Source organism: Angustibacter sp. Root456 (genome assembly GCF_001426435.1).
In the GTDB taxonomy this organism is placed as follows: Bacteria; Actinomycetota; Actinomycetes; order Actinomycetales; family Angustibacteraceae; genus Angustibacter.
The window spans coordinates 438963-462919 of sequence record NZ_LMER01000020.1 but is presented as its reverse complement, the minus strand read 5'-3'; the positions used below and the strand labels follow the sequence as shown (position 1 = coordinate 462919).

At 72.7% G+C, this 23957-nt stretch carries 23 protein-coding genes; 9 read left to right on the top strand and 14 right to left on the bottom strand.

What is annotated here, in order from left to right; genetic code table 11:
* Nucleotides 1-3 precede the first annotated feature (3 nt).
* From ASD06_RS16975 to ASD06_RS16965, 3 genes are all read right to left on the bottom strand, one after another.
* Complete coding sequence (locus tag ASD06_RS16975) at nucleotides 4-804, bottom strand: PP2C family serine/threonine-protein phosphatase (RefSeq protein ID WP_056680384.1); 801 nt, start codon at nucleotides 802-804, stop codon at nucleotides 4-6.
* Nucleotides 801-1313, bottom strand: a complete 513-nt coding sequence (locus ASD06_RS16970; protein WP_056680381.1) for a hypothetical protein — start codon at nucleotides 1311-1313, stop codon at nucleotides 801-803. Before ASD06_RS16970 ends, ASD06_RS16975 begins: the two co-directional genes overlap by 4 nt.
* Nucleotides 1314-1440: 127 nt before the next feature.
* Complete coding sequence (locus tag ASD06_RS16965) at nucleotides 1441-2667, bottom strand: WXG100 family type VII secretion target (protein WP_056680378.1); 1227 nt, start codon at nucleotides 2665-2667, stop codon at nucleotides 1441-1443.
* A gap of 119 nt (nucleotides 2668-2786) precedes the next feature.
* On the opposite strand from ASD06_RS16965, the gene ASD06_RS16960 reads away from it, so the two are divergent.
* From ASD06_RS16960 to ASD06_RS16950, 3 genes are all read left to right on the top strand, one after another.
* Complete coding sequence (locus ASD06_RS16960; RefSeq protein WP_157371772.1) at nucleotides 2787-2951, top strand: hypothetical protein; 165 nt, start codon at nucleotides 2787-2789, stop codon at nucleotides 2949-2951.
* A gap of 457 nt (nucleotides 2952-3408) precedes the next feature.
* Nucleotides 3409-3768 carry a hypothetical protein gene (locus ASD06_RS16955; RefSeq protein ID WP_157371771.1) on the top strand — a complete coding sequence of 120 codons (360 nt, stop codon included), beginning with the start codon at nucleotides 3409-3411 and terminating at the stop codon, nucleotides 3766-3768.
* 250 nt (nucleotides 3769-4018) lie between these two features.
* A complete protein-coding gene (locus tag ASD06_RS16950) occupies nucleotides 4019-5296 on the top strand; it encodes an MFS transporter (protein ID WP_056680368.1) in 1278 nt (425 codons plus the stop codon).
* A gap of 19 nt (nucleotides 5297-5315) precedes the next feature.
* Here ASD06_RS16950 and nhaA read toward each other — a convergent pair whose 3' ends face one another.
* The 10 genes from nhaA to ASD06_RS16900 are packed head-to-tail and all read right to left on the bottom strand — an operon-like array spanning nucleotide 5316 to nucleotide 15459.
* Entirely contained in the window at nucleotides 5316-6713 is a 1398-nt protein-coding gene (nhaA, locus tag ASD06_RS16945; protein ID WP_082538157.1) for a Na+/H+ antiporter NhaA, read from the bottom strand.
* 14 nt (nucleotides 6714-6727) lie between these two features.
* Complete coding sequence (locus ASD06_RS16940) at nucleotides 6728-7720, bottom strand: transketolase family protein (protein ID WP_056680365.1); 993 nt, start codon at nucleotides 7718-7720, stop codon at nucleotides 6728-6730.
* On the bottom strand, nucleotides 7717-8604 hold the full coding sequence (locus ASD06_RS16935; protein WP_056680362.1) for a transketolase: 888 nt from the start codon (nucleotides 8602-8604) through the stop codon (nucleotides 7717-7719). Before ASD06_RS16935 ends, ASD06_RS16940 begins: the two co-directional genes overlap by 4 nt.
* Entirely contained in the window at nucleotides 8601-9086 is a 486-nt protein-coding gene (locus ASD06_RS16930) for a ribose-5-phosphate isomerase (RefSeq protein ID WP_056680359.1), read from the bottom strand. Before ASD06_RS16930 ends, ASD06_RS16935 begins: the two co-directional genes overlap by 4 nt.
* The gene (locus ASD06_RS16925; RefSeq protein WP_056680357.1) at nucleotides 9083-10801 is read right to left on the bottom strand and encodes a dihydroxyacetone kinase family protein; all 1719 of its coding nucleotides are present in this window, start codon (nucleotides 10799-10801) and stop codon (nucleotides 9083-9085) included. The genes ASD06_RS16930 and ASD06_RS16925 overlap by 4 nt, the downstream gene beginning before the upstream one ends.
* Complete coding sequence (locus tag ASD06_RS16920) at nucleotides 10798-11649, bottom strand: sugar phosphate isomerase/epimerase (protein ID WP_056680354.1); 852 nt, start codon at nucleotides 11647-11649, stop codon at nucleotides 10798-10800. Before ASD06_RS16920 ends, ASD06_RS16925 begins: the two co-directional genes overlap by 4 nt.
* Before the next feature lie 18 nt (nucleotides 11650-11667).
* The gene (locus ASD06_RS16915; protein WP_056680352.1) at nucleotides 11668-12444 is read right to left on the bottom strand and encodes an SDR family NAD(P)-dependent oxidoreductase; all 777 of its coding nucleotides are present in this window, start codon (nucleotides 12442-12444) and stop codon (nucleotides 11668-11670) included.
* 60 nt (nucleotides 12445-12504) lie between these two features.
* Complete coding sequence (locus ASD06_RS16910) at nucleotides 12505-13773, bottom strand: TRAP transporter large permease (RefSeq protein WP_056680351.1); 1269 nt, start codon at nucleotides 13771-13773, stop codon at nucleotides 12505-12507.
* Nucleotides 13773-14438, bottom strand: a complete 666-nt coding sequence (locus ASD06_RS16905; protein WP_082538156.1) for a TRAP transporter small permease — start codon at nucleotides 14436-14438, stop codon at nucleotides 13773-13775. The genes ASD06_RS16910 and ASD06_RS16905 overlap by 1 nt, the downstream gene beginning before the upstream one ends.
* Nucleotide 14439: 1 nt before the next feature.
* The gene (locus ASD06_RS16900) at nucleotides 14440-15459 is read right to left on the bottom strand and encodes a DctP family TRAP transporter solute-binding subunit (protein WP_056680346.1); all 1020 of its coding nucleotides are present in this window, start codon (nucleotides 15457-15459) and stop codon (nucleotides 14440-14442) included.
* A 129-nt stretch (nucleotides 15460-15588) separates the two neighbouring features.
* On the opposite strand from ASD06_RS16900, the gene ASD06_RS16895 reads away from it, so the two are divergent.
* Nucleotides 15589-16296 carry a GntR family transcriptional regulator gene (locus tag ASD06_RS16895; protein WP_200942276.1) on the top strand — a complete coding sequence of 236 codons (708 nt, stop codon included), beginning with the start codon at nucleotides 15589-15591 and terminating at the stop codon, nucleotides 16294-16296.
* A 79-nt stretch (nucleotides 16297-16375) separates the two neighbouring features.
* Here ASD06_RS16895 and ASD06_RS16890 read toward each other — a convergent pair whose 3' ends face one another.
* On the bottom strand, nucleotides 16376-17773 hold the full coding sequence (locus tag ASD06_RS16890; protein ID WP_369853785.1) for a CCA tRNA nucleotidyltransferase: 1398 nt from the start codon (nucleotides 17771-17773) through the stop codon (nucleotides 16376-16378).
* Nucleotides 17774-17899: 126 nt separating this feature from the next.
* Here ASD06_RS16890 and ASD06_RS16885 point away from each other — a divergent pair, with 126 nt between their 5' ends.
* Genes ASD06_RS16885 through ASD06_RS16865 form a run of 5 tightly spaced genes read left to right on the top strand, consistent with a single transcriptional unit; the run spans nucleotide 17900 to nucleotide 23854 of the window.
* Nucleotides 17900-18376, top strand: a complete 477-nt coding sequence (locus tag ASD06_RS16885; RefSeq protein WP_235502378.1) for an NUDIX hydrolase — start codon at nucleotides 17900-17902, stop codon at nucleotides 18374-18376.
* The gene (locus ASD06_RS16880) at nucleotides 18373-20586 is read left to right on the top strand and encodes a DUF6049 family protein (RefSeq protein WP_056680338.1); all 2214 of its coding nucleotides are present in this window, start codon (nucleotides 18373-18375) and stop codon (nucleotides 20584-20586) included. The genes ASD06_RS16885 and ASD06_RS16880 overlap by 4 nt, the downstream gene beginning before the upstream one ends.
* Nucleotides 20583-22229 (top strand): murein biosynthesis integral membrane protein MurJ, encoded by a 1647-nt coding sequence (gene murJ / locus ASD06_RS16875; protein WP_200942275.1) that lies wholly within the window; start codon nucleotides 20583-20585, stop codon nucleotides 22227-22229. The genes ASD06_RS16880 and murJ overlap by 4 nt, the downstream gene beginning before the upstream one ends.
* A gap of 15 nt (nucleotides 22230-22244) precedes the next feature.
* Nucleotides 22245-22682, top strand: a complete 438-nt coding sequence (locus ASD06_RS16870; RefSeq protein WP_056680334.1) for a hypothetical protein — start codon at nucleotides 22245-22247, stop codon at nucleotides 22680-22682.
* Nucleotides 22679-23854 carry an NlpC/P60 family protein gene (locus ASD06_RS16865; protein WP_157371770.1) on the top strand — a complete coding sequence of 392 codons (1176 nt, stop codon included), beginning with the start codon at nucleotides 22679-22681 and terminating at the stop codon, nucleotides 23852-23854. Before ASD06_RS16870 ends, ASD06_RS16865 begins: the two co-directional genes overlap by 4 nt.
* Nucleotides 23855-23957: the final 103 nt, after the last annotated feature.

Below are 23957 nucleotides of genomic sequence, written 5' to 3'. Positions count from 1 at the left end.
GTGCTACCCCCCTGCTCCTGCCAGCTGCTGTCGCGGTGAGGTGTCCTCGTCGACGTCCGACACCCCACCCCCCCGCGAGAGCGCGACGACGATAGCAGTGACGTTGTCGCGCCCACCCGCTGAGAGCGCGGCCTCGACGAGCCGCTCGGCGGTGCGCTGCGGCGGGTCGTCGGCCGCCATGACGTCAGCGATCACCGTGTCCTCGACCTCGTCGGTGAGGCCGTCGGAGCAGATGACGAAGCGCTCGCCCGGCTGCTGCGGCACCACCCACAGGTCGACCTGCGGCATCGGGTCGTGGCCGAGCGAGCGGGTCACGATGTTGCGGCGCGGGTACGCGCGCGCCTCCTCGGCCGTCAGCTCACCGGCGTCCAGCAGCTCCTGCACCTCGGAGTGGTCGACGCTGACCTGACGCAGCTCGCCGTCGACGTACTGGTAGACCCGCGAGTCGCCGACGTTGAACACCGCCCAGTGCGGCTGACCCCCCGCCCGCACCACCACGAGGCCGGTGGCCGTCGTCCCCATGCCCGACTGCTCGGGGTGCTTGGCCGACGACTGCAGCATCTGGGCGTTGGCGGTGCGCAGAGCCGCGAGGACGTCGGCGGCGCGCAGGTCGTCGCGTGGCGCCAGCTCACGGAAGGCGTCGACCACCAGCCGGCTCGCGACGTCGCCCGCCGCGTGGCCGCCCATGCCGTCGGCGACGACGAACACCGAACCCTCCGCCAGCACGCCGTCCTCGTTGCGCTGCCTGCGGTGGCCGACGTCGGACGCCGCCCCCACGAGCACCTCGAGCGGAGCGGACGTCACGGCGTGGTGTCCTGGGCCGCCTGGCCCGGACTGCCCGGCGTCACCGTCACCTGCTGGATGACCTGCTGCACCGTCCGGTAGTCGTCGGTGGCGTTCGCGCCACCGACCGACCCGGTGATCTGCACGAGGTCCTGCAGGTCACCGGCCGGCAGCAGGGTGAACAGGTGGGCCTGCACCACGGTGCCCGCGACCGGGTCGACCCACGAGACGTTGCGTCCGGAGTACTCGTGACCGCCGAACGACGCGGTGAACGGCTCGCTGGCCTCGCCGCGCGGCTTGGCCTCGGCGTACTCGACGACCTCCTCGAGCGCGTCGGCCAGCGTGTAGTCGCCCGCCCGCCGCTCGAACCGCAGCACCACGTTGGCCAGGAACGTCGGCTGGCCGTGGTCGGCCACGCGGGCCGCGAGCGCCGTCCCGGGCACCGACACCGGCTCCCAGCCGTCCGGCACCTCGAGCGCGGCCGCGGGGGGCCCGGGGAACCGTGCGCTCGGGTACTGCAACGTCGTCATGCCCGTCTCCTCGCTGTCCAGACCATCCTGACCATCACGTTCGCGCGGCTCGTCCGCACATCGTCGCATCCGTTCCCGCCGCGTGGCCCCGGAGCGCGTCAGGCACCGGCCACCCTTCGGGCACCGCTCAGCCGATCCAGCCGGTCGCGCCGTCCCACAGGTCGCCGGCGCCGTCGCGCACCGAGTCGAGCGCCTCGCTCGGGTCGACCTCGAGGCCGACGTCGAAGCCGCCGCCGACACCGAGGGTCGCGCCGACGTCGAAGTGCACCCCGACGCTGTGGGTGCTGAAGCTGCCGTCGATGTCGGCGTGCGCGCCGATGCCGTACGACAGCTCGCCGCCGCCGGTAGCGGTCACACCGTGGGCAGACACCGATCCGTCGCTGCGGATCTTGCCGCCCGCGAAGGCCTCACCACCGGCGCTGACCTTCACGCCGTCCTTGCCGATGCTGCCGCCGACGTTGCCCGACGCCTCGGCGCCGACGTACGCCGTGGTGTGCTGACCGTAGGTCGCGGCCCCGAACTTGCCCGACGTCGTGCTGCTCGCGTAGGCGGCGTACACACCGGCGGTGCCGGTCGCCGCCACGGCCAGGCCGTTCTTGTCGAGCTTCAGCGACGTCTCGTGCTCTTCGCGCGCCGAGCCGAACGCGACGTACGCCGGGCCGTCCTCGTCGCCGTACTCCAGCGCGTTGGCGCTGTGCTCGCCACCCTGCTGGTACAGGGTGACGGACGGGTCGACGTGGTCCCTCCAGCCCGGCTCGTGCTGCAGCGGGCTGGTGCCGTCAGGGTGCCGGTCGTCGGTGGTCGTATAGCGCCACTCACGCTTGGCGCCCTCGTTGTCGACGTAGGTCTTGGTGTCGGACGTCGTCGTGCTGCCGTCGGGGTTCTCGATGGTCCAGCGGTCGTGCTTCGTCCAGTCGGGCTCGGGGTCGTACTCGGCGCTCACGCCCGGCACGACGCCCCACGGCGAGTCACCGCCCGGCGCGTCACCGGGGGACGCCGGCCACGACGACCCCGGCCCACCCGGCCAAAGCGGCAGCGTCGGCACGGGCAGCCCCGGCCACGACGGCACGCCGCCCCCCGGTCGGCCGCCACCCTCGCCGCTCGCCTGCCGCTGCTCGTCGGCCTGCACGTGCAGCTGGCGCGCGCAGCCGGTGAGGGCCTGGTGGGCCTCGCCCAGCCGCGGCCCGACGACGTCGTGCCACTGGGCGAGCAGCCGGCCGGAGTCGGGCCCGGACCACTGCGCCGACATCGCGGTGATGGCGTGCGCCGCGCGCTCGCGGATGGAGTCCAGCGACCGGGCGTCCGCCCGGAGCAGGCCGGCGATCCGGTCCAGCTCGTCCGGATCCGCTCCCATCCTGAGAACCATCACGTTCCTCCCCTGTCGTCGCGCACACGCTAACGGCGGGGCGTCGCCAGTGGCGATGGGGAGCACTCCCCACCTCACCCGTGCGGCGGGCTGGCTACCGTGAGCAGGTGCACTTCGTCGCCGACCTGCGCGTCGTCCTGCGCGGTCGCGACTTCCGGCACCTGTTCGCCGTCCGGTTGGTGTCGCAGAGCGCGGACGGCGCGTTCCAGGTGGCGCTCGTCGCGGCGGGCGCGGCGGGTGCGGCGGGCGCGGCGGGTGCGGCGTCCGAGTGACGCGCCGGGTTGTGCGACTGGGTCCCGTTACTGCCTTCGAGCCCGGCCACTGGGTGCCCCAGCTGCCATAGGTTGGCGACGGGGTGCCACCGCGCCAAAGAACGGGAGAGGTCAGGGGGTGGGGGTGGCCGCCGACTCGGGCTGGTCGGCCCACCACCGCAGCAGCTCGCGTCCGTGACGTACCGGCGCACCGCCGAGTCGGTCCACTCACCGGTGCCGTAGCCGTGGAAACGCAGGTGCAGCTCGACCAGCCGCGCCACCGCCTTCACGGTGTCCTGATCTTCGCGGTGCTCCTGCGGCCCTGCCCATGATCGCGCGGTTGGCCTCGTGCGTGGCGGCGACCACGTCGTCCGGGGTCAGATCGTCGCGAACGCGAGTGGCAGGGGCGGGGTGGCCACGCGGCAACCGTCGCACCCCTCACGGCGCACGTGCTGTGTCGGTTTCGGCACTCATGATCATGGACGGTCCGTGTCGCGTCGCGTCGCTCAACCAGAGCGCATTTCTCGTCGAGGCCTCGGTCGGCATCCTGAACACGGTCGACCCCGGCCTGGCGCCCTGGCAGGCACTGCTGCCTGCCGTCGCCTGCCCTGCGTTCGTCGGACTCAGCCCCGCCAGCCGGCCGAGCGTGGAGCTCGTCGCACCGCGCGCAACGTCACGGCTCGACGTGGCTCTGCTGCTGCTCGTGACGGCATTCGGCGGCGTGGTCGTGGCAGCGTCGTCGGGCTGGACGGGCCAGCCGTCAGCCGGCCTGATGGGGGCCCGGGACCTCTGCGGATTCGTCGGGATCGCGTTGGTGCTGCGCCCGTGGCTGGGCTGACCGGCCTGGTTGGCGCCGGCCGCGTTCGGTGCGTTCGAGATGCTCTTCGGCCGGGCGCGTGACGGATCCCCGGTGCCGTGGGCGTGGTCGATCGCACCGTCCGGTGATGGGCTCGCCGCTGTCGTCGCGCTCCTCCTTCTCGCTGCGGGCCTGATCCTGACTGCGCTGGGCCGCACGGGTCGGGCCCGACGCCGAGGAGACCGAGGTCTAGCGGCGGGCGGGTGTCGCCGGCGATGCCTAAAGTGAGGGCGTGCACTTCGTCGCGGACCTGCGCATCGTCCTGCGCGGTCGCGACTTCCGGCACCTGTTCGCCGTCCGGTTGGTGTCGCAGAGCGCGGACGGCGCGTTCCAGGTTGCGCTGGCGAGCCTGGTGTTCTTCTCGCCGGAACGCGCGGCCACCGCGCAGGCCGCGGCGGCTGCCGCTGCGATCACCGTCCTGCCGTACACCGTGATCGGGCCGTTCGCCGGGGTGCTGCTCGACCACTGGCGTCGGCGGCAGGTGCTGTTCGTGGCCAACCTCGTGCGCACGGGCCTCGTCGTCGTGATCGCTGCGCTCGTAGCCGCCGGCTCGGTGGGGCCGGCCCTCTACGGGCTGGTGCTGGCGTGCCTGTCGGTCAACCGGTTCTTCCTCACCGCGCTCGGCGCGGGACTGCCGCACGTCGTGCCGAGCGACGAGCTCGTGATGGCCAACGCCGTGACGCCGACGTCCGGCACGCTGTCCGCGCTCGCCGGCGGTGGCCTCGCCTACGTGCTGACGCGCTTCCTGCCGCGCGGCGACGACGGTGACGCCGTGGTGCTGGCCATGGTCGCGGTGGTGTACCTGGGCTCGGCGCTGCTGGCGCTGCGGATGCCCCGCGCGTTGCTGGGGCCCGAGCACGGTGAGCGGACGGCGCTCGGGTGGCGCGCGGTGGCGGACGGCGCCCGGCACGTGCGTGAGCGGCGGCCGGCGTGGAACGCGCTCGCGGCGATCGGCGCCCACCGGTTCGGGTACGGGCTCACGACGTTGGCCACGGTGCTGCTGTGCCGCAACTACTTCAACGACCCCCGGGAGGCCTCGGCGGGTCTGGCCTTGATGGCGCAGGTCTTCGGCGCGGCGGGGTTGGGCTTCGGGGGCGCGGCGCTCGTGACGCCGTTCGCCACGGCCCGGTGGGGCACCGGCGGCTGGGTCTGGCGCGCGATCGCCGGGGCGGCGGTGGTGCAGGCGCTGCTCGCGGTGTGGCTGACCGTCCCGGTAGCGCTGGTGGCGGCGTTCGCGCTCGGGGTCGTGGCCCAGGGGATCAAGATCTGCGTCGACGCGGTGGTGCAGCGGGTCATCGACGACGACTTCCGCGGCCGCGTGTTCGCGTTCTACGACGTGGTGTTCAACGTCGCGTTCGTCGCCGCGGCCGGCGCTGCGGCGCTCGTGCTGCCGCAGGACGGCCACGCACCCGTGCTCTTCGGGCTCATCGCCGCGCTCTACGCGGCGACGGCGGCGGTGTACTGGACGACGGTGCGCGCGACGCGGGTGCGGCGGACGGCGTCCGACTGAGCGGCACGCCAGGCAGCGGTCAGCGAGGTCGGCAGCACCGCAGCGCGATGAACCCGGCCAGCCCGGAGACCACACTCCCCGTGAAGATCCCGAGCTTCGCGGCCTCGCCCAAGCCGGCGTCGCTGAACGCGATGTCGCCGACGAACAGCGCGACGGTGAAGCCGATCCCGGCGCACAGCGACAAGCCCAGCAGGTGAGTCCATCGGGTGCCGGACGGCAGCGTGAGCCCCGGCAGCCGCGTGACGACCCACGTCGTGCCGAAGATGCCGAGCGTCTTGCCGGCCACCAGGCCGACCCCGACGCCTGCGGTGACCAGAGCGGCGTCGTGCGACATCGACCCTCGACCCGAGAGGCTGAATCCGGCGTTCGCCAGCGCGAACACCGGCACGACGACGAAGCTGACCAGTGCCGACAGCCGGGCTTGGATCCTGTCGAGCGGAGGCAGTGCCTCGTGCGCGAGCCGGACGGTCTCGCGCACAGCCGAGCGCACGGAGTCCAGCTGATCGGCAGTCAGGGCGCGCGCGGCCGTCGGGTCCGCACAGGTCGCAGCGCTGGTGGCGTCCTCCACGGCCCGCGCCTGAGCCCGCGCCCGCTGCGCGAACTGCGTCGCGTCGTACCACGGCCAAGCCGGCGTGAGCAGCCCGAACGCGACACCAGCCAGCGTCGGGTGCACACCACTGTGGTGCAGGAGCACCCAGCAACCGATGCCGAGCAGGACGTACGGCGTGAGCGCCCGGACGTGGCCGCGCTGCAGCAGCCACGCCACGCCCACGGTGGCGAGGGCACCCAGCAGCGGCAGCACCGCCAGGTGGCCGGCGTAGAAGAGGGCGATGACGACGATCGCCCCGAGGTCGTCGGCGATCGCGAGGGTGAGCAGGAAGACCCTGGCCGCCGGTGGCACGCGAGAGCCTGCGGCCGTGACGACGGCCACGGCGAACGCGATGTCGGTGGCCATCGGGACGCCCCAGCCCGAAGCACCAGCCGTCCCGGCCGTGAAGGACAGGTAGATGACCGCGGGCACGACCATCCCGCCGACGGCCGCCAGCACCGGCAGCGCCGCGGCGGCGGGACGCCTCAGCTCGCCGTGCACCAGCTCGCGCTTGATCTCCAGGGCCACCACGAAGAAGAACAGCGTCATCGCTCCGTCGTTCACCCACTCGCGCACGGTGAGCGCACCGAGTGGGTGCCACGTTCCGAAGCTCAGGCGCACCGCGGTGTCGAACACCGCGGTGTAGCCGTCGGCGAACGCGGAGTTCGCCCACACGACGGCCAGCACCGCGGCACCGAGCATCACCGCCGCGCTGGAGGCCTCGAGCTCCATGAACCGCAGCAGCGGACGCACCACGAGCCGCGGGATGAGCCGGCGCGACTCGCTCCAGACAGTGGGTGGGCTCGCGGGTTCGGCCTGCAGGTGCACGAGCGGAGGCCTCGTCAGCCCCGGCCGAGCTCGGCGAGCACCGTCGCCACCACCGCGCTGGTCGACAGCCCGTAGCGGTCGTGCAGCGTGGGCAGCGCGCCGGCGTCGAGGAACTCGTCCGGCAGCGCGATGGCGCCGAGTCGTCGAGGTGCCGGGCTCGCCACGAGCGCTGCGGCGACCGCGTCGTGCAGGCCACCGACCACAGAGTGGTTCTCCACGGTGAGTGCGAGCCGCGGGCTGTCGAGCTCGCGCAGCACCGTCTCGCTGTCGAAGGGCTTGAGCGTCGGGCAGTGCACCACCGCGACGTCGACGTGGTGTCGCTCGAGCTCCGTCGCGGCCAGCAGCGCGCGCATCGTCATGAGACCGGACGACACCAGCACGACGTCGCGACCGGGACGGATCACCTTGGCCTTGCCGAGCTCGAAGGAGTAGTCGTACTCGTCGAGCACCCGGGGCACCGCTCCGCGCAGCAGCCTGGTGTACGTCGGGCCCGGGTGCGCCGCGAGCTGCGGCACGGCCTGCTCGATGTCGACCGCGTCGCAGGGGTCGACCAGGGTGAGGCCGGGCATCGCCCGCAGGATCGCGACGTCCTCGGTGGCCTGGTGCGACGGTCCGTAGCCCGTCGTCAGTCCGGGCAGGGCGGCCACGACGTTGACGTTGAGCTGGGGCTCGGCCATGTCGAGGCAGATGAAGTCGTAGGCGCGGCGCGTGGCGAACACCGAGTACGTCGAGGCGAACGGCACCAGACCCACCTGGGCCATGCCCGCGGCGGCGGCCATCATCACCTGCTCGGCCATACCCATCTGGAAGTACCGGTCCGGGTGAGCGGCCGCGAACACGTGCATGTCGGTGTACTTGCCGAGGTCGGCGGTGAGACCGACGACGCGGTCGTCCCCCGCCGCCAGGGCAGCCAGCGCGTGACCGAACGGCGCTTGCCTCGTCCGCACACCGGGATCGGCGATCGAGGCGATCATCGCCGCCGAGCGCTGGGGGGTCGTGGCGGTCATGAGTGCCTCCCTCGCGAGTACCCGGCGGTGAGCTGGTCCTTGCAGACCGGCCACTCCTCGGGTGCGATCTTCATGAAGTGCAGCCGCTCGCGGTTCTCGAGCAGGGGCACGCCCTTGCCGACCGTCGTGTCGCAGACCAGCACCTGCGGGCGCCCGTGGGCGCCTGCCCGGCTCGTCGCGCAGTCGAAGGCCTCGAGCAGGGCGCCGACGTCGTTGCCGTCGACGCGCTGGGCGTCCCAGCCGAACGCCGTCCAGCGGTCGACCTGCGGCTCGTTGCGCAGGACGTCGCTCGTGCGTCCGTCGGCCTGCAAGCCGTTCATGTCGACGATGCCCACGAGGTTGCCCAGCTCCCAGCTCGAGGCGCTCATGGCCGCCTCCCACGTCGAGCCCTCGTTGAGCTCGCCGTCGGAGAACAAGCAGAACACCCGCTGGTCGACCCGGCCCTGGTGCCGCAGGCCGAGCGCGTGACCGACGGCCAGCCCGAGCCCGTGACCCAGCGAACCCCCGGAGATCTCGACCCCGGGCGTGTAGGTCGACATCGCCGACATCGGCAGGCGCGAGCCGTCGGCCGCGTAGGTCGTGAGCTCCTCGCGCGGGATGACGCCGGCCTCGGCCAGCGCCGCGTACATCAGGAGCGCGTAGTGACCGGTCGAGAGCAGGAACCGGTCACGGTCGGCCCAGTCGGGATCGTCGGCGCGGTGGTGCAGCACGTCGGCGTACAGCACGGCCAGGACGTCGGCCGCGCCGAGACCCTGCCCGACATAGCCCTCACCCTGCGCCTCGCCCTGCTCCAGCACGCCCATCCGGATGCGGTAGGCCGCGTCCCTGCACGTCGCCAACCGCTCGACGCCTGGGCGCGCGGGCACCGTCGACACCTGGCTCATCTGGCCTCCCTCGCTTCGTCGTAGCCCTGCAGCGCGGCCACCTTCTCGGCTGATGGTGACGACGCGTCGAACTCGTAGCCCAGCCACTCGCGCGCGAGGCGGCGGGCCAGCTCGATGCCGATCACGCGCTGGCCGAAGCAGAGCACCTGGGCGTCGTTGCTCAGGACAGCTCGCTCGACCGAGAAGCTGTCGTGCGCGGTGACCGCCCGCACCCCGGGCACCTTGTTGGCGGAGATCGCCACACCCAGGCCCGTGCCGCACACGAGCAACGCGCGGTCGACGTCACCAACGGCGACCTTGCGGGCGGCCTCGACGGCGACGTGCGGGTAGGCGGTGTGACCGTCGGGGCCGACGCCGACGTCCACCACCTCGCTGACCCGCGGGTCGGCGAGCAGGTCGGCCTTCAGCCGCTCCTTGTACTCGTAGCCGGCGTCGTCACTCCCGACCACGACGCGCCAACGTCCTGGGGGCTGCGTGCTCACGAGCTGACCTCCTCGACGGCGGCGCGCACGCAGACCGCGAACGACACCGCTCCTGGGTCTGGCGTGCCGACGCTGCGTTCGGCCAGGGGGCGGGCGCGCCCGACCTGGGGGCGCAGGGACGCCGTGGCCGCCGCCGCTTCGGTGGCGGCGACCACGGCCAGCCTCCACGCCTCGGGCGGCGCCATCCCGACATCGACGTTGCGCCGCAACGCCTCGACGAACGGCTGGGCGGCGTCGAGCATGGTCTTGTCTCCGGGGGCGGCCTTGCCCAGCGTGGCTACCGCCTCGACCGCCGCGGCCACCGCGTCGGCGAGGGCTGACCCGCTGACGGGGTCGACGTCACCGAGGCGGTCGCCGGCTGCCTGCAGCGCAGTGCCCCATAGGACGCCCGACGTCCCCCCCGCCTGCGCGGCCCACGCGCGCCCGGCGCGGCAGAGCACCGTGCCGATCCCGGCGGCCGACTGGACGGCCTCCTGCGCCGCCGCCGTGGCCGCGGTGAGCCCACGCACCATGCCGCGTCCGTGGTCGCCGTCCCCGGCTACCGCGTCGAGCTGAGCCAGCTGCGACTCCGCGTCGCGGACGGCGGAGAGCGCAGCCGACAGCGCCTGTGCCGCAACGCGACCGGCGGCCGCCGACTCTGGCGATCCGGTGACCGGCGGCTGCTGGTCGTCGTCGCGGGAGATGACCGCCGGACGGGCGCGTGACGCCCTGTCGAACTGGTCCAGCCCCGCGCCGCGACAGAACGCGGGCGTGCGCGCAGGCGCCGTCCAGAACCGCTCCAGCTCGTCGTCCAGAGCGACCACCGTCAGCGAGATCCCCGCCATGTCGAGGCTCGTGACCAGCTCGCCGACCTCAGGCTCCACGACCGTGCAGCCACGATCACGCAGCAGCCGCGCCACCGTCGCCCAGACGACGAACAGCTCCTCGTACTTGGTGGCGCCCAGACCGTTCAGCACCGCGCTCACGCGGCCGGCCCCCGGGAGCTCGGCGAGCACGCCGTCGACGAGCAGCTCGGCCAGGTCGCGCGCCGAGAGCAGATCGCGCTCCTCGATGCCGGGCTCGCCGTGGATGCCGAGCCCGACGCCCAGGCGACCTGCGGGCACGGTGAACAGCGGCTCGGTGCTGCCGGGCATGGTGCACCCCTGCAGCCCGACGCCGAGGGTCCGGGTGCGGTCGTTGGCGTGCTCCGCCACCCGCACGACGGCGTCCAGGTCGAGTCCGGCCTCTGCGGCGGCCCCGGCGACCTTGAACACCACGAAGTCGCCGGCCACCCCACGACGGCGGGCGACCTGGTCGGTAGGTGCGCTCGCGACGTCGTCCGTGACGTAGAGGGTCTGAGTCCGGATGCCCTCTGCGGCCAGCTTCTCGCGGGCCTGGTCGAAGTTCATGACGTCACCGGCGTAGTTGCCCGTGATGAAGAGCAGCCCGCTGTCGCCGTGCGCCGCGCGGCCCACGCTGCAGGCGTCATCGGCGGACGGCGAGGTGAAGACGTTGCCCACCACGGCCCCATCGGCCAGGCCAGGGCCCACGAGCCCGCAGAAGGCGGGGTAGTGGCCGGAGCCACCGCCGACGACGACCGCGACCTTGCCGGGCCGGGTCTCTTGAGCGCGCACCACGCCACCGGGCACCCCCGCGACGCGGCCGGCGTACGCGTCGAGGAAGCCCTCGAGGAGGTCCTCGCGGAAGCTGCTGGGGTCGTTGACCAGCCGCGTCATGCCGCACCCTCTGCCGCAGCCCCCCGAACCAGGTTCAGCACCAGCTCGCGGCTGCGCCGGGCATCGGCCTCGCGCTCGTCCTCCGCCACGTCGTGCGTCTCCAGCTCGAGGATGTACGAGCCGTCGAAGCCGCCCCGCTCCAGCGTGGTGATGACCGCAGCGAAGTCGACGACGCCGCGGCCGATGCCGAGGTTGAGGTCGCCCGGCACCGCGTCACGCAGGTGCACGCGCTCGATGCGATCGACCCGTCGGGCCGCCCACGCGGCCGGTTCCTCGTCGGAGGCGACCACGTGCGAGACGTCGAGCAGCAGACCGATCTGCTCCTGCGACAGCGCGTCGAGCACTTCGTCGGCCCGCGCCACGCTGTGCACAAATCGCTTGTGGTGCAAGACCTCCACGAGTAGACGCACGCCGCGGTCGGACGCCAGCCGGCTGAGTCGCGCGAGGTTGTCGACGATGCGCGTGAGGTCGCTCTCGACGTCGACGAACGGCTCGTACGACGCCCGCCCACACGGGACGATCAGCGCGCCACCCACCGCCGCCGCGAGCTCGACCAGCGGCGTGGCCAGCTGGCTCAGCGCCTCCCACGAGTAGTCCGGGTCGTTGAGGTCACCGACGTCCGCGTTGACGGCACCGGCCCGGAGCCCGTTCTGCTGCAGCAGGTGCAGCAACGCGCTGGGGTCGTCGCCGTAGGGCACGGGAACGTGGTCGGTGACCGCGGGGATCGCACCCAGGTCGACTTCGACGGCTCCCAGGCCGGCGATGAGGCGCAGCGCCTCGTCGAGAGGTCGGAAGCGGAAGGTGATGGTGGAGACGCCGACGCGGGCGTCCGTGGCTGTGGTGGTCATGCCGAGTCCTCCGGCCGCTCAGGCGATGTACTGGCCGCCGTTGATGTTGTGCGTGCAGCCCGTGATGTAGGCGGCGTCCGCGCTCGACAGCCACACGTAGAGCGCCGCCACCTCGTCGGCACTGGCCTGACGTCCCAGCGGGACGGACGCCGACAGGCGAGCCTCGTTCTCGGCGTCGCTCGCACCCGCGCGGATGTCGGTGTCGACGATGCCGGGGGCGATGGCGTTCACCGTGATGCCGTGGGGCGCCATCTCGCGCGCCAGCGACCTCGTGAGCCCGAGCACCGCGGCCTTGGCGGCGGAGTACGGGGTCTTGGAGAACACGCCGCCACCCATCTGCGCCGATACCGACGACATGTTGACGACGCGGCCGTACCCGCCCTCGATCATCTGCGGCAGGAAGGCCCGCGAGAGCAGGAAGACACCGGTGACGTTGACGTCCAGCACCCTGTGCCACAGGTCGAGCGACACCTCGAGGAAGGGCACGGGTGACGGCAGGCCGGCGACGTTCGCCAAGGCCCCGACCGGCGGGAGGTCCGACTCCGCCACGGCTCGGGCCGCTGCCTCCACCGAGTCCTCCGAGGTGACGTCGACGTGCACCGCGAGCACCGGCACCCCGTGCTCGGCGCTGATCGCCTCCGCCGCCTCCTTGACGGCCACGCCGTCGATGTCGAGGGCGGCGACGGCCCAGCCCTCCGCTGCGTAGCGCTTGGCCGTCGCGTACCCGATGCCGCGCGGCGAGGCGACGCCCGTGACGACGGCAGTCCGCTGGCCCACGCCTGTCTGGTAGTTCATGTGAGGCTCCGATCTGTGACCCGTCCCGCGCACGCCCCTCCGGCGGCGCGAGGACGACGGTCAGGGGGTGATGGTGAACGCGGGCACGTACGACACGAGCAGGAGCGTCACGAGGCTGACCGCGTAGAACGGCATCAGCGTGCGCGCGACGCGCTCGATCTTCTCTCCCGCAAGGGCTGTGGAGATGTACAACGTCGTGCCGACGGGTGGGGTGAACAGCCCGATCGCCAGGTTCAGGGTCATGATGATCCCGAGCTGCACGAGGTCCAGGTGCACTGCCTGCGCCATGGGGATGAACACCGGCGCGAGCAGCAGGATCGCGGCCGGCATGTCGAGGAACATGCCCGCGACCAGCAGCACCACGTTCATGAACAGGATGACGCCGAACCCACCGACTCCAGCAGCTAGGAACCACTGCGAGAGGTGCTGCGGCAGCTGGCTCACGGTGAGCAGCCAGCCCAGCGCCGTCGACGTCATGATCAGCCACATGACGACTCCGGTGGCGATTCCGGTGGTGGCCAGCGTGCGCACGAGCTGGCCTACCGACAGGTCGCGGTAGAGGAACATGCGCAGCAGCAGCGCGTACACGGCCGCGACCACCGACACCTCCGTGACGGTGGCGACACCGCCGACGAGAGCGCCGATGACGAGCACCGGCATGAGGATCGCCGGCAGCGCCTTCAGGAAGTCCTTCACCAGCGCCCTGAAGTCGAATGGCTGCGAGCGGCGGGGGTAGTCGTTGCGCTTGGCGACCCACCAGCACAGCGCCATCTGGGTGGCGCCCACGAGCACTCCGGGCAGGATGCCTGCGACGAAGAGGGACGCTACCGACACGTTGGACACCGCGGCGTAGACGATCATCGGAATCGACGGCGGGATGATGACGCCGATCGTGGAGCTGGCGGCGTTGACCGCAGCAGCGAAGCGGGCGGGGTAGCCCTCGCGCTTCTGCCACGGGATGAGCACCGACCCGATGCCCGACGCGTCGGCGACAGCCGAGCCGGACACCCCTGCGAACGCCATCGACGTCACGACGGACGCCTGTCCGAGGCCGCCGTGGAAGCGTCCGACCAGCCTGGCCGCCAAGGTGACGAGCTGCGTTCCGAGCTTGCCGGAGGCCAGCAGGTCTCCTGCGAGGATGAAGAACGGCACGGCCAGTAGCAGGAAGCTCTCGGTCGAGGCGAACGAGCGCTGTACGACGATGTCGATCGGCACCATGCCGCCGAAGACCACGGCGACGCTCGTGCCGATGAGCAGGCTGTAGGCCACCGGCACCTCGAGCAGAAGGAGCCCGAAGAAGACGACGAACGCGATGATCACGGGAGTCATCAGCGGCCCTCCTGAGTGAGTGACGCCAGCTCGGCGTCGGCTTCGGCATCCGCAGCGGCGTCGGCCCCCACGGTCTCGGCCTCGCCGAGGAACGACGGCAGCGGTGGGTGTCCCAGCAGCGCGGCGACGAAGCGACCGACCGCGTGCACGAGCAACGCCAGCAGAGCGAGCGGGAACGACAGGTAGCTGAGGACCGCCGGCCAGCCGAGGATCGGCGTGTTCTGGTGGGCGTAGCTTCCTCGCAGCCGCAGGGCCGCCAACGTGATGATCACGAGCGTCAGGGTGACGAGCAGCCACATGAGCGTCCGCACGACGCGTTGAGCGACCTTCGGCATGCGCTCGACGAAGAAGTCGACCGCGAGGTGGCCGCCCGCACCGGCGGCAGCGACGATGCCGCTGCACACCAGCCATGGGAAGAGGAACGTCGGCAGCTCGGTCGCGAAGGGCAGGCTGGCACCGGAGAGGTACCGCAGCACCACCGAGACGAACAACGTGACCCCGACGATCATTAAGCAGGCGACCGACACGAACCCGGCCCCTACCACCAGGGCGCGGTCGAGACCGCGGACGACGCGGACGGACCGGCTCGCGGGGGCCGCCGGGGTCTCCGGTGGCGCCGCGGGGCCGTCCGCGCCGTCCGAGCTCACAGGGGCTGACGACGACATGTCAGCCCTGCGCCGCGTCCTGCAGCGCCTTGACCAGCTCGGGGTACTTCTTCGACCACGTGTCGTACACCGAGGCGGTGGCCTGGCGGAACGGCTCCTTGTCGGGTGTGGTGATCTTCATGGTCTTCGCGAGCTCGGTCTGCAGCTGCTTGTCCTGCTCCTGCATGAGCCGCCGTTGCTTGTCGCGCGCGTCGTCCGCCGCCTGCTGCACGACCTTCTGGTCCTTTGCCGACAGCGAGTTCCACGTCTTGAGGCTCATGACGAACGGCGTCGACTCGTACTTGTGACCGGTCATGGCCAGGTACTTCTGCACCTCGTTGAGCTTGGCCGAGGCGATGTTGGTGAGCGGGTTCTCCTGCCCGTCCACGGTGCCCTGGCGCAGTGCGAGGTAGAGCTCACCGAAGGCCAGTGGAGTGGGGTTGGCACCGAGCGCCTTGAAGATGTCGACCGTCATCGGGTCGTCAGGCGTGCGGATCTTGAGCCCGGCGACGTCCTTCGGGGAGGTGATGGGTCGCTTGTTGTTCGTGATGTTGCGGATGCCGTTGTCCCACCACGCCAGCACCTTGATGCCCTGCTTCTCGGCGAGCGCCGCGAGCTGGTCACCGACGGGGCCGTCGAGCACCTTGTAGGCGGTCTCGGAGTCGTCGAACAGGAACGGCAGGCCGATGAGGGCCGCCTCGGGCACGGACGCCGACAGCGGGCCCTGGGAGTTGGCCGACAGGTCGAGCGTGCCGGCTCGCACCGACTGGAGCATCTGCGTGTCGGAGCCCAGCTGCTCTGAGCCCTGCACCTGCACGGTGATCCGGCCGCTCGTCTTGTCCTTGACCTCTTGGGCGAAGGCGTCCGCGGCGACGGTGCGGGGGTTGCCCGGCGCGGCGCCGTGCCCCAGCAGCAGCTGACGCGGGCCGTCGCCCTCGCTCTTGCCGGTCGCGGCCGACTGCAGCTGACTGCAGGCCCCGAGCACCAGGCAGAGGGTGGCTGCCGCGACGGCTGCGGCGGGCCGGGTCACTGTGAGCTTCATTGCTCGTCCTCCTCGAAGGGTGCGCGCACGCCACTGAGACGTTGCGTTCCAGCGAGTATTGGACCCAGCCTGTTGACTGTCAACAGTCGACTGCTAACAAATTCCGGTGATGTGCTCTATCCTCGCCATGTGGCGAACACCAGCTCTGACGGGGTCCGGCGACTGACGCTCGACCGCACGACGCTGCGCGAGCAGTGCCTCACGATGCTGCGCTCGGCGATCACCGCTGGCGAGCTGCCCGCCGGAACCCGCCTGGTCGAGACCGAGCTCAGCGCGTCGTTCGGGATCAGCCGCGGCACGCTGCGCGAAGCACTGCGGGCCCTCCAGCAGGAAGGGCTGGTCGTCGCGAGCGACGGCGGCCTGCGCGTGCGGGCTGTCGAGTCGCGCGAGCTGCACGAGATCTTCGCCGTGCGCGCCGCCCTGGAGGCGCTGGCCGTCGACATCCTGTGCTCGATGCCCGACCGCACCGACGTCACCGCGCGCCTGCGCGCGGCGCTACGAGCGATGGACGACCAAGCCGGTGACCTGGCGCAGCAGGCCGAGGCCGACCTGGAGTTCCACCACCTGCTCTGCGAGCTGACGACCAACGAGACCCTCGTGCGGTCGTGGGAGTTCCTCAGCGGGCACGTGCGAGCCACGATCATGCGCGCCGGCCCCGAACGCGCGCTGCACAACATGAACGTGGCCCGCCACTCACCGATCGTCGACGCGATCGAGTTCGGCGACGCCGAGCGCGCCTCACGCATCGTGCGCGAGCACATGCACGAGGCCGCCGACCGGCTGTCGAGCGCGCTGGCCGACGCCACCTCCGCGAGCGCCGCGACGTCGCCCCACTGAGCGGACCGGTTGCCCACGCTGCTGCCTAGGGTTCCCCTGACTCTTGCCCTGGTTGGTGCGAGCGGGTGCTTCGCGAGGGTCAGGGGGTGGGGGCGGTCGACTCGGGCTGGTCGGCCCACCACCGCAGCAGCTCGGCGCGCGCGGCGTCCTCACCGAGCAGGCCCTGGTCGAGCCGCACCTGCAGCAGGTGCTGGTAGGCGCGCCCGACGACGGGGCCGGGCCGCAGGCCGAGCGCGGCCATGATCTGCTCGCCGTCGAGCTCGGGACGGATCGCGGCCAGCTCCTCGGCCTCCATGAGCCGGGCGATGCGCGTCTCGAGGTCGTCGTAGGTGCGCGCGAGCCGGGCGGCCTTGCGCGCGTTGCGGGTCGTGGAGTCCGACCGCGTCAGCTTGTGCAGCCGCGAGAGCAGGGGGCCGGCGTCCGTGACGTACCGGCGCACGGCCGAGTCGGTCCACTCACCGGTGCCGTAGCCGTGGAAACGCAGGTGCAGCTCGACCAGCCGCGCCACCGCCTTCACCGTGTCCTTGTCGTAGCGCAGGGCCTTGAGCCGCTTCGCGGCGAGCTTCGCGCCGACCACCTCGTGGTGGTGGAACGACACCCCACCCCCCGGCTCGAAGCGCCGCGTCGCCGGCTTGCCGATGTCGTGCAGCAGCGCGGCGAGGCGCAGCACGAGGTCGGGGCCGGGCACGTCGTCGTCCTCGAGGTCGATCGCCTGCTCGAGCACGGTCAGGGTGTGCTCGTAGACGTCCTTGTGCCGGTGGTGCTCGTCGCGCTCGAGCCGCAGCGCGGGCAGCTCGGGCAGGACGACGTCGGCCAGGCCGGTGTCGACCAGCAACGTCAGGCCGAGCCGAGGGTGGGCCGCGCAGACCAGCTTGGTGAGCTCGTCACGCACGCGCTCGGCCGAGACGATCGACAGCCGCTCGGCCATGTCGCTCATCGCGGCCACCACCTCGGGCGCCACCTCGAACCCGAGCTGCGCCGCGAACCGCGCCGCGCGCAGCATGCGCAGCGGGTCGTCGCTGAACGAATCCTGCGGCGTGCCCGGCGTGCGGATCAGTCCCGCAGCGAGGTCCTGCAGGCCGCCGTACGGGTCGACGAACTCCTGGGCCGGCAGCGCGAGCGCCATCGCGTTGATCGTGAAGTCGCGGCGCACGAGGTCGTCGTCGAGGCTCTCGCCGTAGGCGACCTCGGGTTTGCGCGACTCGCTGGCGTAGGCCTCCGCGCGGTACGTCGTGATCTCCACCGTGTCATCGCGGTGCCGCGCGCCGATCGTGCCGAAGGCGCGCCCGACGTCCCAGGTGGCGTCGGCCCACCCGGCGATCACCTGCTCGGTCTGCTCCGGCCGCGCGTCGGTCGTGAAATCCAGGTCGTTCACCGGGCGCCCGAGGATGAGATCGCGCACCGACCCACCCACCAGGGCCAGCTCGTGGCCGGCGGCGGCGAACCGCTCGCCGAGCTGCAGCGCCGCGGCAGGCACCTGAGGCCCACCGGGACGGCGGGCGGCCGGGCGCTCTCGGGTGCTGGACACGAGGGTTAAGCCTAGGCGAGGTCACGCGGTCACGGCTGCGGCCCTCGTCCAGCGCGCCTCGTTAGAGTGACGGCTGTGTCCCAGCCCTCCTCTCGCCCGCGTCGACGGCTGCCGTCGGTGGAGGAGACGTCGGCCGGCGGGCTCGTCGTCGACCACGGTGAGGGCACGCCGCGCGCGGCGGTGATCGCCCGCCGCAACCGCGCCGGCCGCGTCGAGTGGTGCCTGCCGAAGGGCCACCTCGAGGGCGACGAGACCCTCGAGCAGGCGGCCGTGCGCGAGGTGGCCGAGGAGACCGGCATCACCGGGCGGGTGCTCGAGCCGCTGGGCACCATCGACTACTGGTTCTCGCTCCCCGACAAGCGGATCCACAAGGTCGTTCACCACTACCTGCTCGAGCGGGTCGGTGGACGCCTGACCATCGAGGACGACCCGGACGCCGAGGCGATCGACGTCGCCTGGGTGCCGCTGCCGGAGCTCGACGCCCGGCTGACCTTCCCCAACGAGCGCCGCATCGCCGACCTGGCCGCCCGGCGCCTCGCGGGACGCGCGTGAGCCGCTCGCGGACGGCGGCGACCCCCAGGGCCGGCGTCGGGGCGCTGGCCGGCGGGCTCGTGGCGGCCCTCGGTGCGGCCATCGCGCTGCTTGGGGGACCCACACCCGCGGCCCACGCGGACGACGCCCCCCAGCCCACCGCCCGCATCACGCTGTCTGCGGTAGGCCCCGATCTGGTCACCGCGACCTCCACGGTGCGCGTCGTCGGCACCATCACCAACACCGGAGACCAGCTGCTCGACGACGTCACCGTGCGGCTGCGGCCGGTGGACGGTCGGCTCGGCACCCGCGCCGACGTCGCGGCCTGGCTGAGTGGCGACGACCCGCGCGCCGGCGTCCCCGTCACGCCCACCGCCGACCTCGCCGTCCCCCTGGGCGCCGGTGCTTCGGCCGGCTTCACCCTCGAGGTGCCCGCCACGAGGCTCGGCCTGACCTCCAGTCCCTTCGGTGTCTACCCCGTGGCCGTCGACGCCCGCGCCCGGCCGGACGGTGGCGCCCGCGACCAGGTGGCGTTCACCCGCACCACGCTGCAGTGGCAGCCCCCGACCAAGCAGTACGCCGCGCAGCAGATCGCCTGGCTCGTCCCCTTCACCGGCCTGCCCGGTACGAACTCCGACGTGCGGCCCCGCCCCGCCGACGTCGCCGCAGCCGTCGCCCCGGGCTCGCGGCTGCGGCACGTGCTGGACGCCGCGTCGGCGCCCGGGGTGGCGTGGGCCGTCGACCCGCAGCTGCTCACGAGCCTGCAGGAGGTCGCGACCGCGAGCGTGAGCCGCCCCACGGCCACGCAGACGGCGTCGCCGTCGACGACGCCGGGCTCAGGCGCCAGCGCCAGCGTGACGTCGCCGCCCCAAGCAGCGACACCCACCGACGCCGCGACGACGCCGAGCAGCAGCCCCACGCCCGACGCGGACGCCGCCGCCCGGGCCGTCGTCCGCGACTACCTGAGCGCCATGCGCGCAGCGGCCGCCGGTCGCGACGTCATCGAGCTGCCCTACGCCGACACCGACCTCGAGCCGGTGTCGGACGCCGGCGCCATGCAGCTCGTGGAGGCCGCGCGCGCCGCCGGGGCCGGCACCATCACCGAGGTGCTCGGCGTGGCTCCGCGCACGGACGTCGCCTGGCCGGCCCACGGCTACGCGAGCGACCACCTGGTGAAGGACCTTTCGAACCGCGGCATCCAGACGCTGGTGCTCGACGCCCGCACCCGCCCTCTCGTCGAGGCCCTCAGCTACACCACCGACGCGCGGGCCGAGCTGCCCTCGGGCTCGACCGCCGTGCTGTTCGACCCCGAGCTCAGCGCGCTGGCGGCTCGGGTGCGTCCCGGCGACGCGACCAGCCGCAGCCGCTTCCTCGCCGAGACGGCGGCGGCGACCACCGAGCGGCCGGGCCTGTCACGCCGCCTGCTCGTGGCCCTGCCGCGCACGGTCGACCCCCAGCCCGCCGCGTTCCGTGACCTGGTCACCTCCGCGGCGGCCGTGCCGTGGCTCGACCCGATCTCGTGGGGCCAGCTCGTCGCTCCGCTCGGCACGCGGGGTGACACGTCGTCCCTGCCGCGGCGCGCCGCGGCACCGCGGGCCGTTCGCGCTCCGGCGGGCATCACCCGCCAGGACGTGGCGCTCACGCTCGAGCTGAGGGCACGGCTCTCCGCCCTGGGCGAGGTGGTTGACGACCCGGTGCGCACCACCGCCCAGCTGCAACGCACGACCCTGACGCTGGTGTCGTCGGTGTGGCGCGGGAACCGGTCGGCCCTGACCCGGCGGCAGCGCCTCGAAGCCAGCACCATCGAGACCCTGGTGAACCAGCTGCGGGTGCTCCCGACGACGATCACGTTCCTGCGCAGCTCGGGTGAGCTCCAGCTCACGGTGAGCAACGACCTGCCCGAGGCCGTGCACGGCGTGCGGCTGCGCGTCGTGGCACCGAGCCCGCGACTGGTCGTCTCGCGCGAGCTCTCGGAGCCGCTCGACCTGGCCGCGGGATCGCGCGCCAGCGTGCGGGTGCCCGTGCGCGCCCTCGCGAGCGGCCAGGTCGACCTGCAGGCGCAGCTCGTGGCACCGTCCGGCTCGCCGATCGGGGAGACGGAGCACGTGAAGGTCCGCGTGCGACCCACCGACAGCTGGGTGCTCACCGTCGGCGGCGTCGTCGCCGGTCTGGTGGTCGTGGTCGGGCTCGTGCGCGCGCTGCGCCGGCCCCGGCGGAGGGTCGAGGGGTGAGCGACAGCAGCCTCATGCGCTCGACGTCGGTGATGGCGGCGGGCACGTTCGTCTCGCGCATCCTCGGGTTCGTCCGCACCTCGCTGCTCACCGGCCTGCTCGGCGTCAGCGGCGCGCTCGCCGCCGACACGTTCATCACCGCCAACACGGTGCCGAACCAGATCTACAACCTCATCGCCAGTGGCCTGCTCAATGCCGTGCTGGTGCCGCAGATCGTGCGCGCGGCCAAGGACCCCGACGGCGGCCAGGCGTTCCTCGACCGCCTGCTCACGGTGTCGCTGCTCGGCATCGCAGCGGTCACCGTGGTGGCGACGCTGCTCGCCCCAGCCGTGCCTTTGGTGCTGAGGCCGAGCGAGGGGTCGTGGGACGCCGCCACCGTGGCCCTGTGCATCGCGTTCGCCTACTGGTGCATGCCGCAGATCTTCTTCTACGGCGTCTACACCGTGCTCGGCCAGGTGCTCAACGCGCGCGGGCGCTTCGGGGCCTACATGTGGGCGCCGGTGGCCAACAACGTCGTCGCCATCGTCGGGCTCGTCGCCATGTTCGTCTGGATCGGTGGCTTCGACCGGTTCACCAACCCCCACCCCCCGGCGTCCTGGACCCCGGGCCAGATCGCGGGACTCGCCGGCACCGCGACGCTCGGGGTCGTCGTCCAGGCGCTCGTGCTGTTCTGGCCGTTGTGGCGGATGGGCTTTCGCTACCGGCCGCGGTTCGGTCTGCGCGGCGTGGGACTCGCCAGCGCGGGCAAGGTGGCGGGCTGGACCTTCGCCGCCGCCGTGATGGGCCAGCTCTTCTTCATCGTCACCGTGCGCGCCGTGCTCACCGCGGGTGCCGGCGGTGGCCCGGGGCAGAACTCCTACAGCAACGCCTTCCTGCTCTTCATGCTGCCGCACTCACTGGTCACGGTGTCGCTCGTGACCGCCTTGTTCACGCGGATGAGCGAGTCGGCGGTGTCGGGGCGTCCCGACCTCGTGCGGCGCGACCTGTCGGTGGGGCTTCGCCTCACCGGCGTGGCCTCGGTGCTCGCCGTCGCGGCCATGGTGGCGGTGGGGCCGGAGCTCACCGCGACGCTGTTCATCACGAACGCTCCTCCCGACACCCGGGCCATCGCCGCGGCCGCGACGGCGATGATGCTCGGCCTCGTGCCGTTCAGCGCGCAGTACCTCTTCCAGCGCGCGTTCTACGCGTTCGCCGACGCCCGCACGCCCTTCCTCATCCAGGTGCCGGTGGTGCTCACCATCGCCGCCACGAGCTTCGCCGCCGGCCACCTGCTCGACCCGCAGCACATCGTCGTGGGGGTCGGCCTCGGCATGGCGCTCGGCTACCTCGTGGGCGCCGTGCTGTCGGCCGTGGCGCTGCACCGCCGCCTCGGGGGGCTCGACGGCCGGCGCGTGCTGCGGACGTACGTCCGGCTCGCGGCGGCCGCCGTGCCGGCGGTGCTCGTCGGGCGCCTCATCGCCTGGGGCGGCCACGCGTGGCTCGGCCAGACCAAGGCGTCGTCGGCGCTCGTGCTGGTGGTGGGCGGCCTCGCCGTCCTCGCCGTCTACCTCGGTGCCTGCCGCGTGCTGCGCGTCACCGAGATCGGCGAGCTCGCCGAGCCGCTGCTCAAGCGACTGCCCGGACGGCGCGCGGCGCGGGGCTGAGGCTCAAGTCGGGCCGTGCGCGCGCCGACGTTCCTCAGCATGGTGAGCAGTGACGTCCGGACGCTGTCCGGTGACGTGGGTGGCATCGTCCTGGGTTGGCTGACGCGGCTCACCGTGGTCCTGGCCGTGGTCGCGGTGGTCGCGTTCGACGGCATCTCGATCGTGACGTCGCGCCTGTCGCTCGAGGACACCGGCAACCAGGCCGCGCGCAGCGCCAGCGAGACCTGGCAGAGCACCCACGACATCCGCGCCGCGCTCGCGAGCGCCCAGCGCGCCGCCACCGAGGCCAACGCCGACACCTCCGTGGTCACCGACAGCCTGAGCGTCGACCCCGACGGAACCGCCCACCTCGTCGTCACCCGCGAGGCCAGCACCATCGTCGCGCGGCACATCGGGCCCATGCGCCACTGGTGTGAGCTGCGCGTGCAGGGCGTCGGGAAGAGCACCGCGTGAGCTCAGGTCCGGGGTGCGGCACGGTGCGCAGTCGGCGGGTCGCCGCCCGCTGGGGCGCCGTCGTCGTGTCGGCAGCGTTCGCTGCGGTGACCCTGCAGGTGGCACCGGCCTCGGCCGACCCCGGCGTCGCGCAGCTGCGCCGCCAGGCGGCCGACCTGCGCCGCCAGCTCGACCAGCTCACGGTCGATCAGGGCTTGGCCGTCGAGCGCTACGACGCCGCCCGCGAGGCGCTGATGCAGGCGACCACCGGCGAGGTGGTCGCCTCCACCGCGGTGCTCGACAGCGAGCGCGCGGTGCAAGACAGCGAGGACGTCGCCGCCCGGCGCGTGCGGGCCATCTACCTCAGCGGCGGCCCGATCGGGCTCACCGGCACGATCCTGCACAGCACCTCGCTCGACGACGCGCTCGTGCGCTGGCACGCCGTCGAGACCATCATCCGCTCGGACGGCGAGCGCACGGCCACGCGGCAGGCAGCGGCCCAGCACGAGCGGCAGACCGCGCTGCAGGCCGGCCGGTTGCGCGCCCGGGCGGCGGCCCTCCAGGTCGCCGCAGACCGAGCGGCCGTCGCGGTCACCGCGACCATCGCGCGTCAGCGTGACCTCATCTCGAGGGCCGACGCGCGCGTGGTCGAGCTCGTCGACCAGCAGCGGCGCGAGGCCGAGGCGCGAGCGGTGGCCCAGGCCGCCCAAGCGGCGCGCTCGCTCGGGCTGGGCGGCGTGCTGACCACGGGCGCTCGCGGGCTGGAAGGCCCGTCGTCCGGCAGCACGGCTCTGCCCGACGTCCCAGCACCCAACGCCCTCGCGGCGGCTGCCATCAAGGCCGCAGCCACGCGGCTCGGCCTGCCGTACGTCTGGGGTGCCACGGGGCCCTCCACCTTCGACTGCTCGGGCTTGACCCAGTGGGCGTACGCCCAAGCCGGCGTGCGGCTGCCGCGCACCTCGCGCGAGCAGTACTCGCAGCTCCCGAAGGTGCCGCTCGACCAGCTGGCACCTGGCGACCTGGTGTTCTACGCCGTCGACGTCACGGACCCGGGCTCGATCCACCACGTCGGCATCTACCTGGGCGACGGCCTGTCGTTGTACGCACCGCAGACCGGCAGCGTGGTGAAGATCGGCGCCGTCGGTTACGGCCGCATCATCGGGGCCACCCGCCCGAGCCTGCTCGGGACGTGAAGCGCGCGAGCGCCTCGACCGTCGCGACCGCCCCTCCACCCGCCGTGCAAACCGCCCTTCAACCGTGCCACCCGCGGCCGGGCACCCTACGATGAGCGACGAG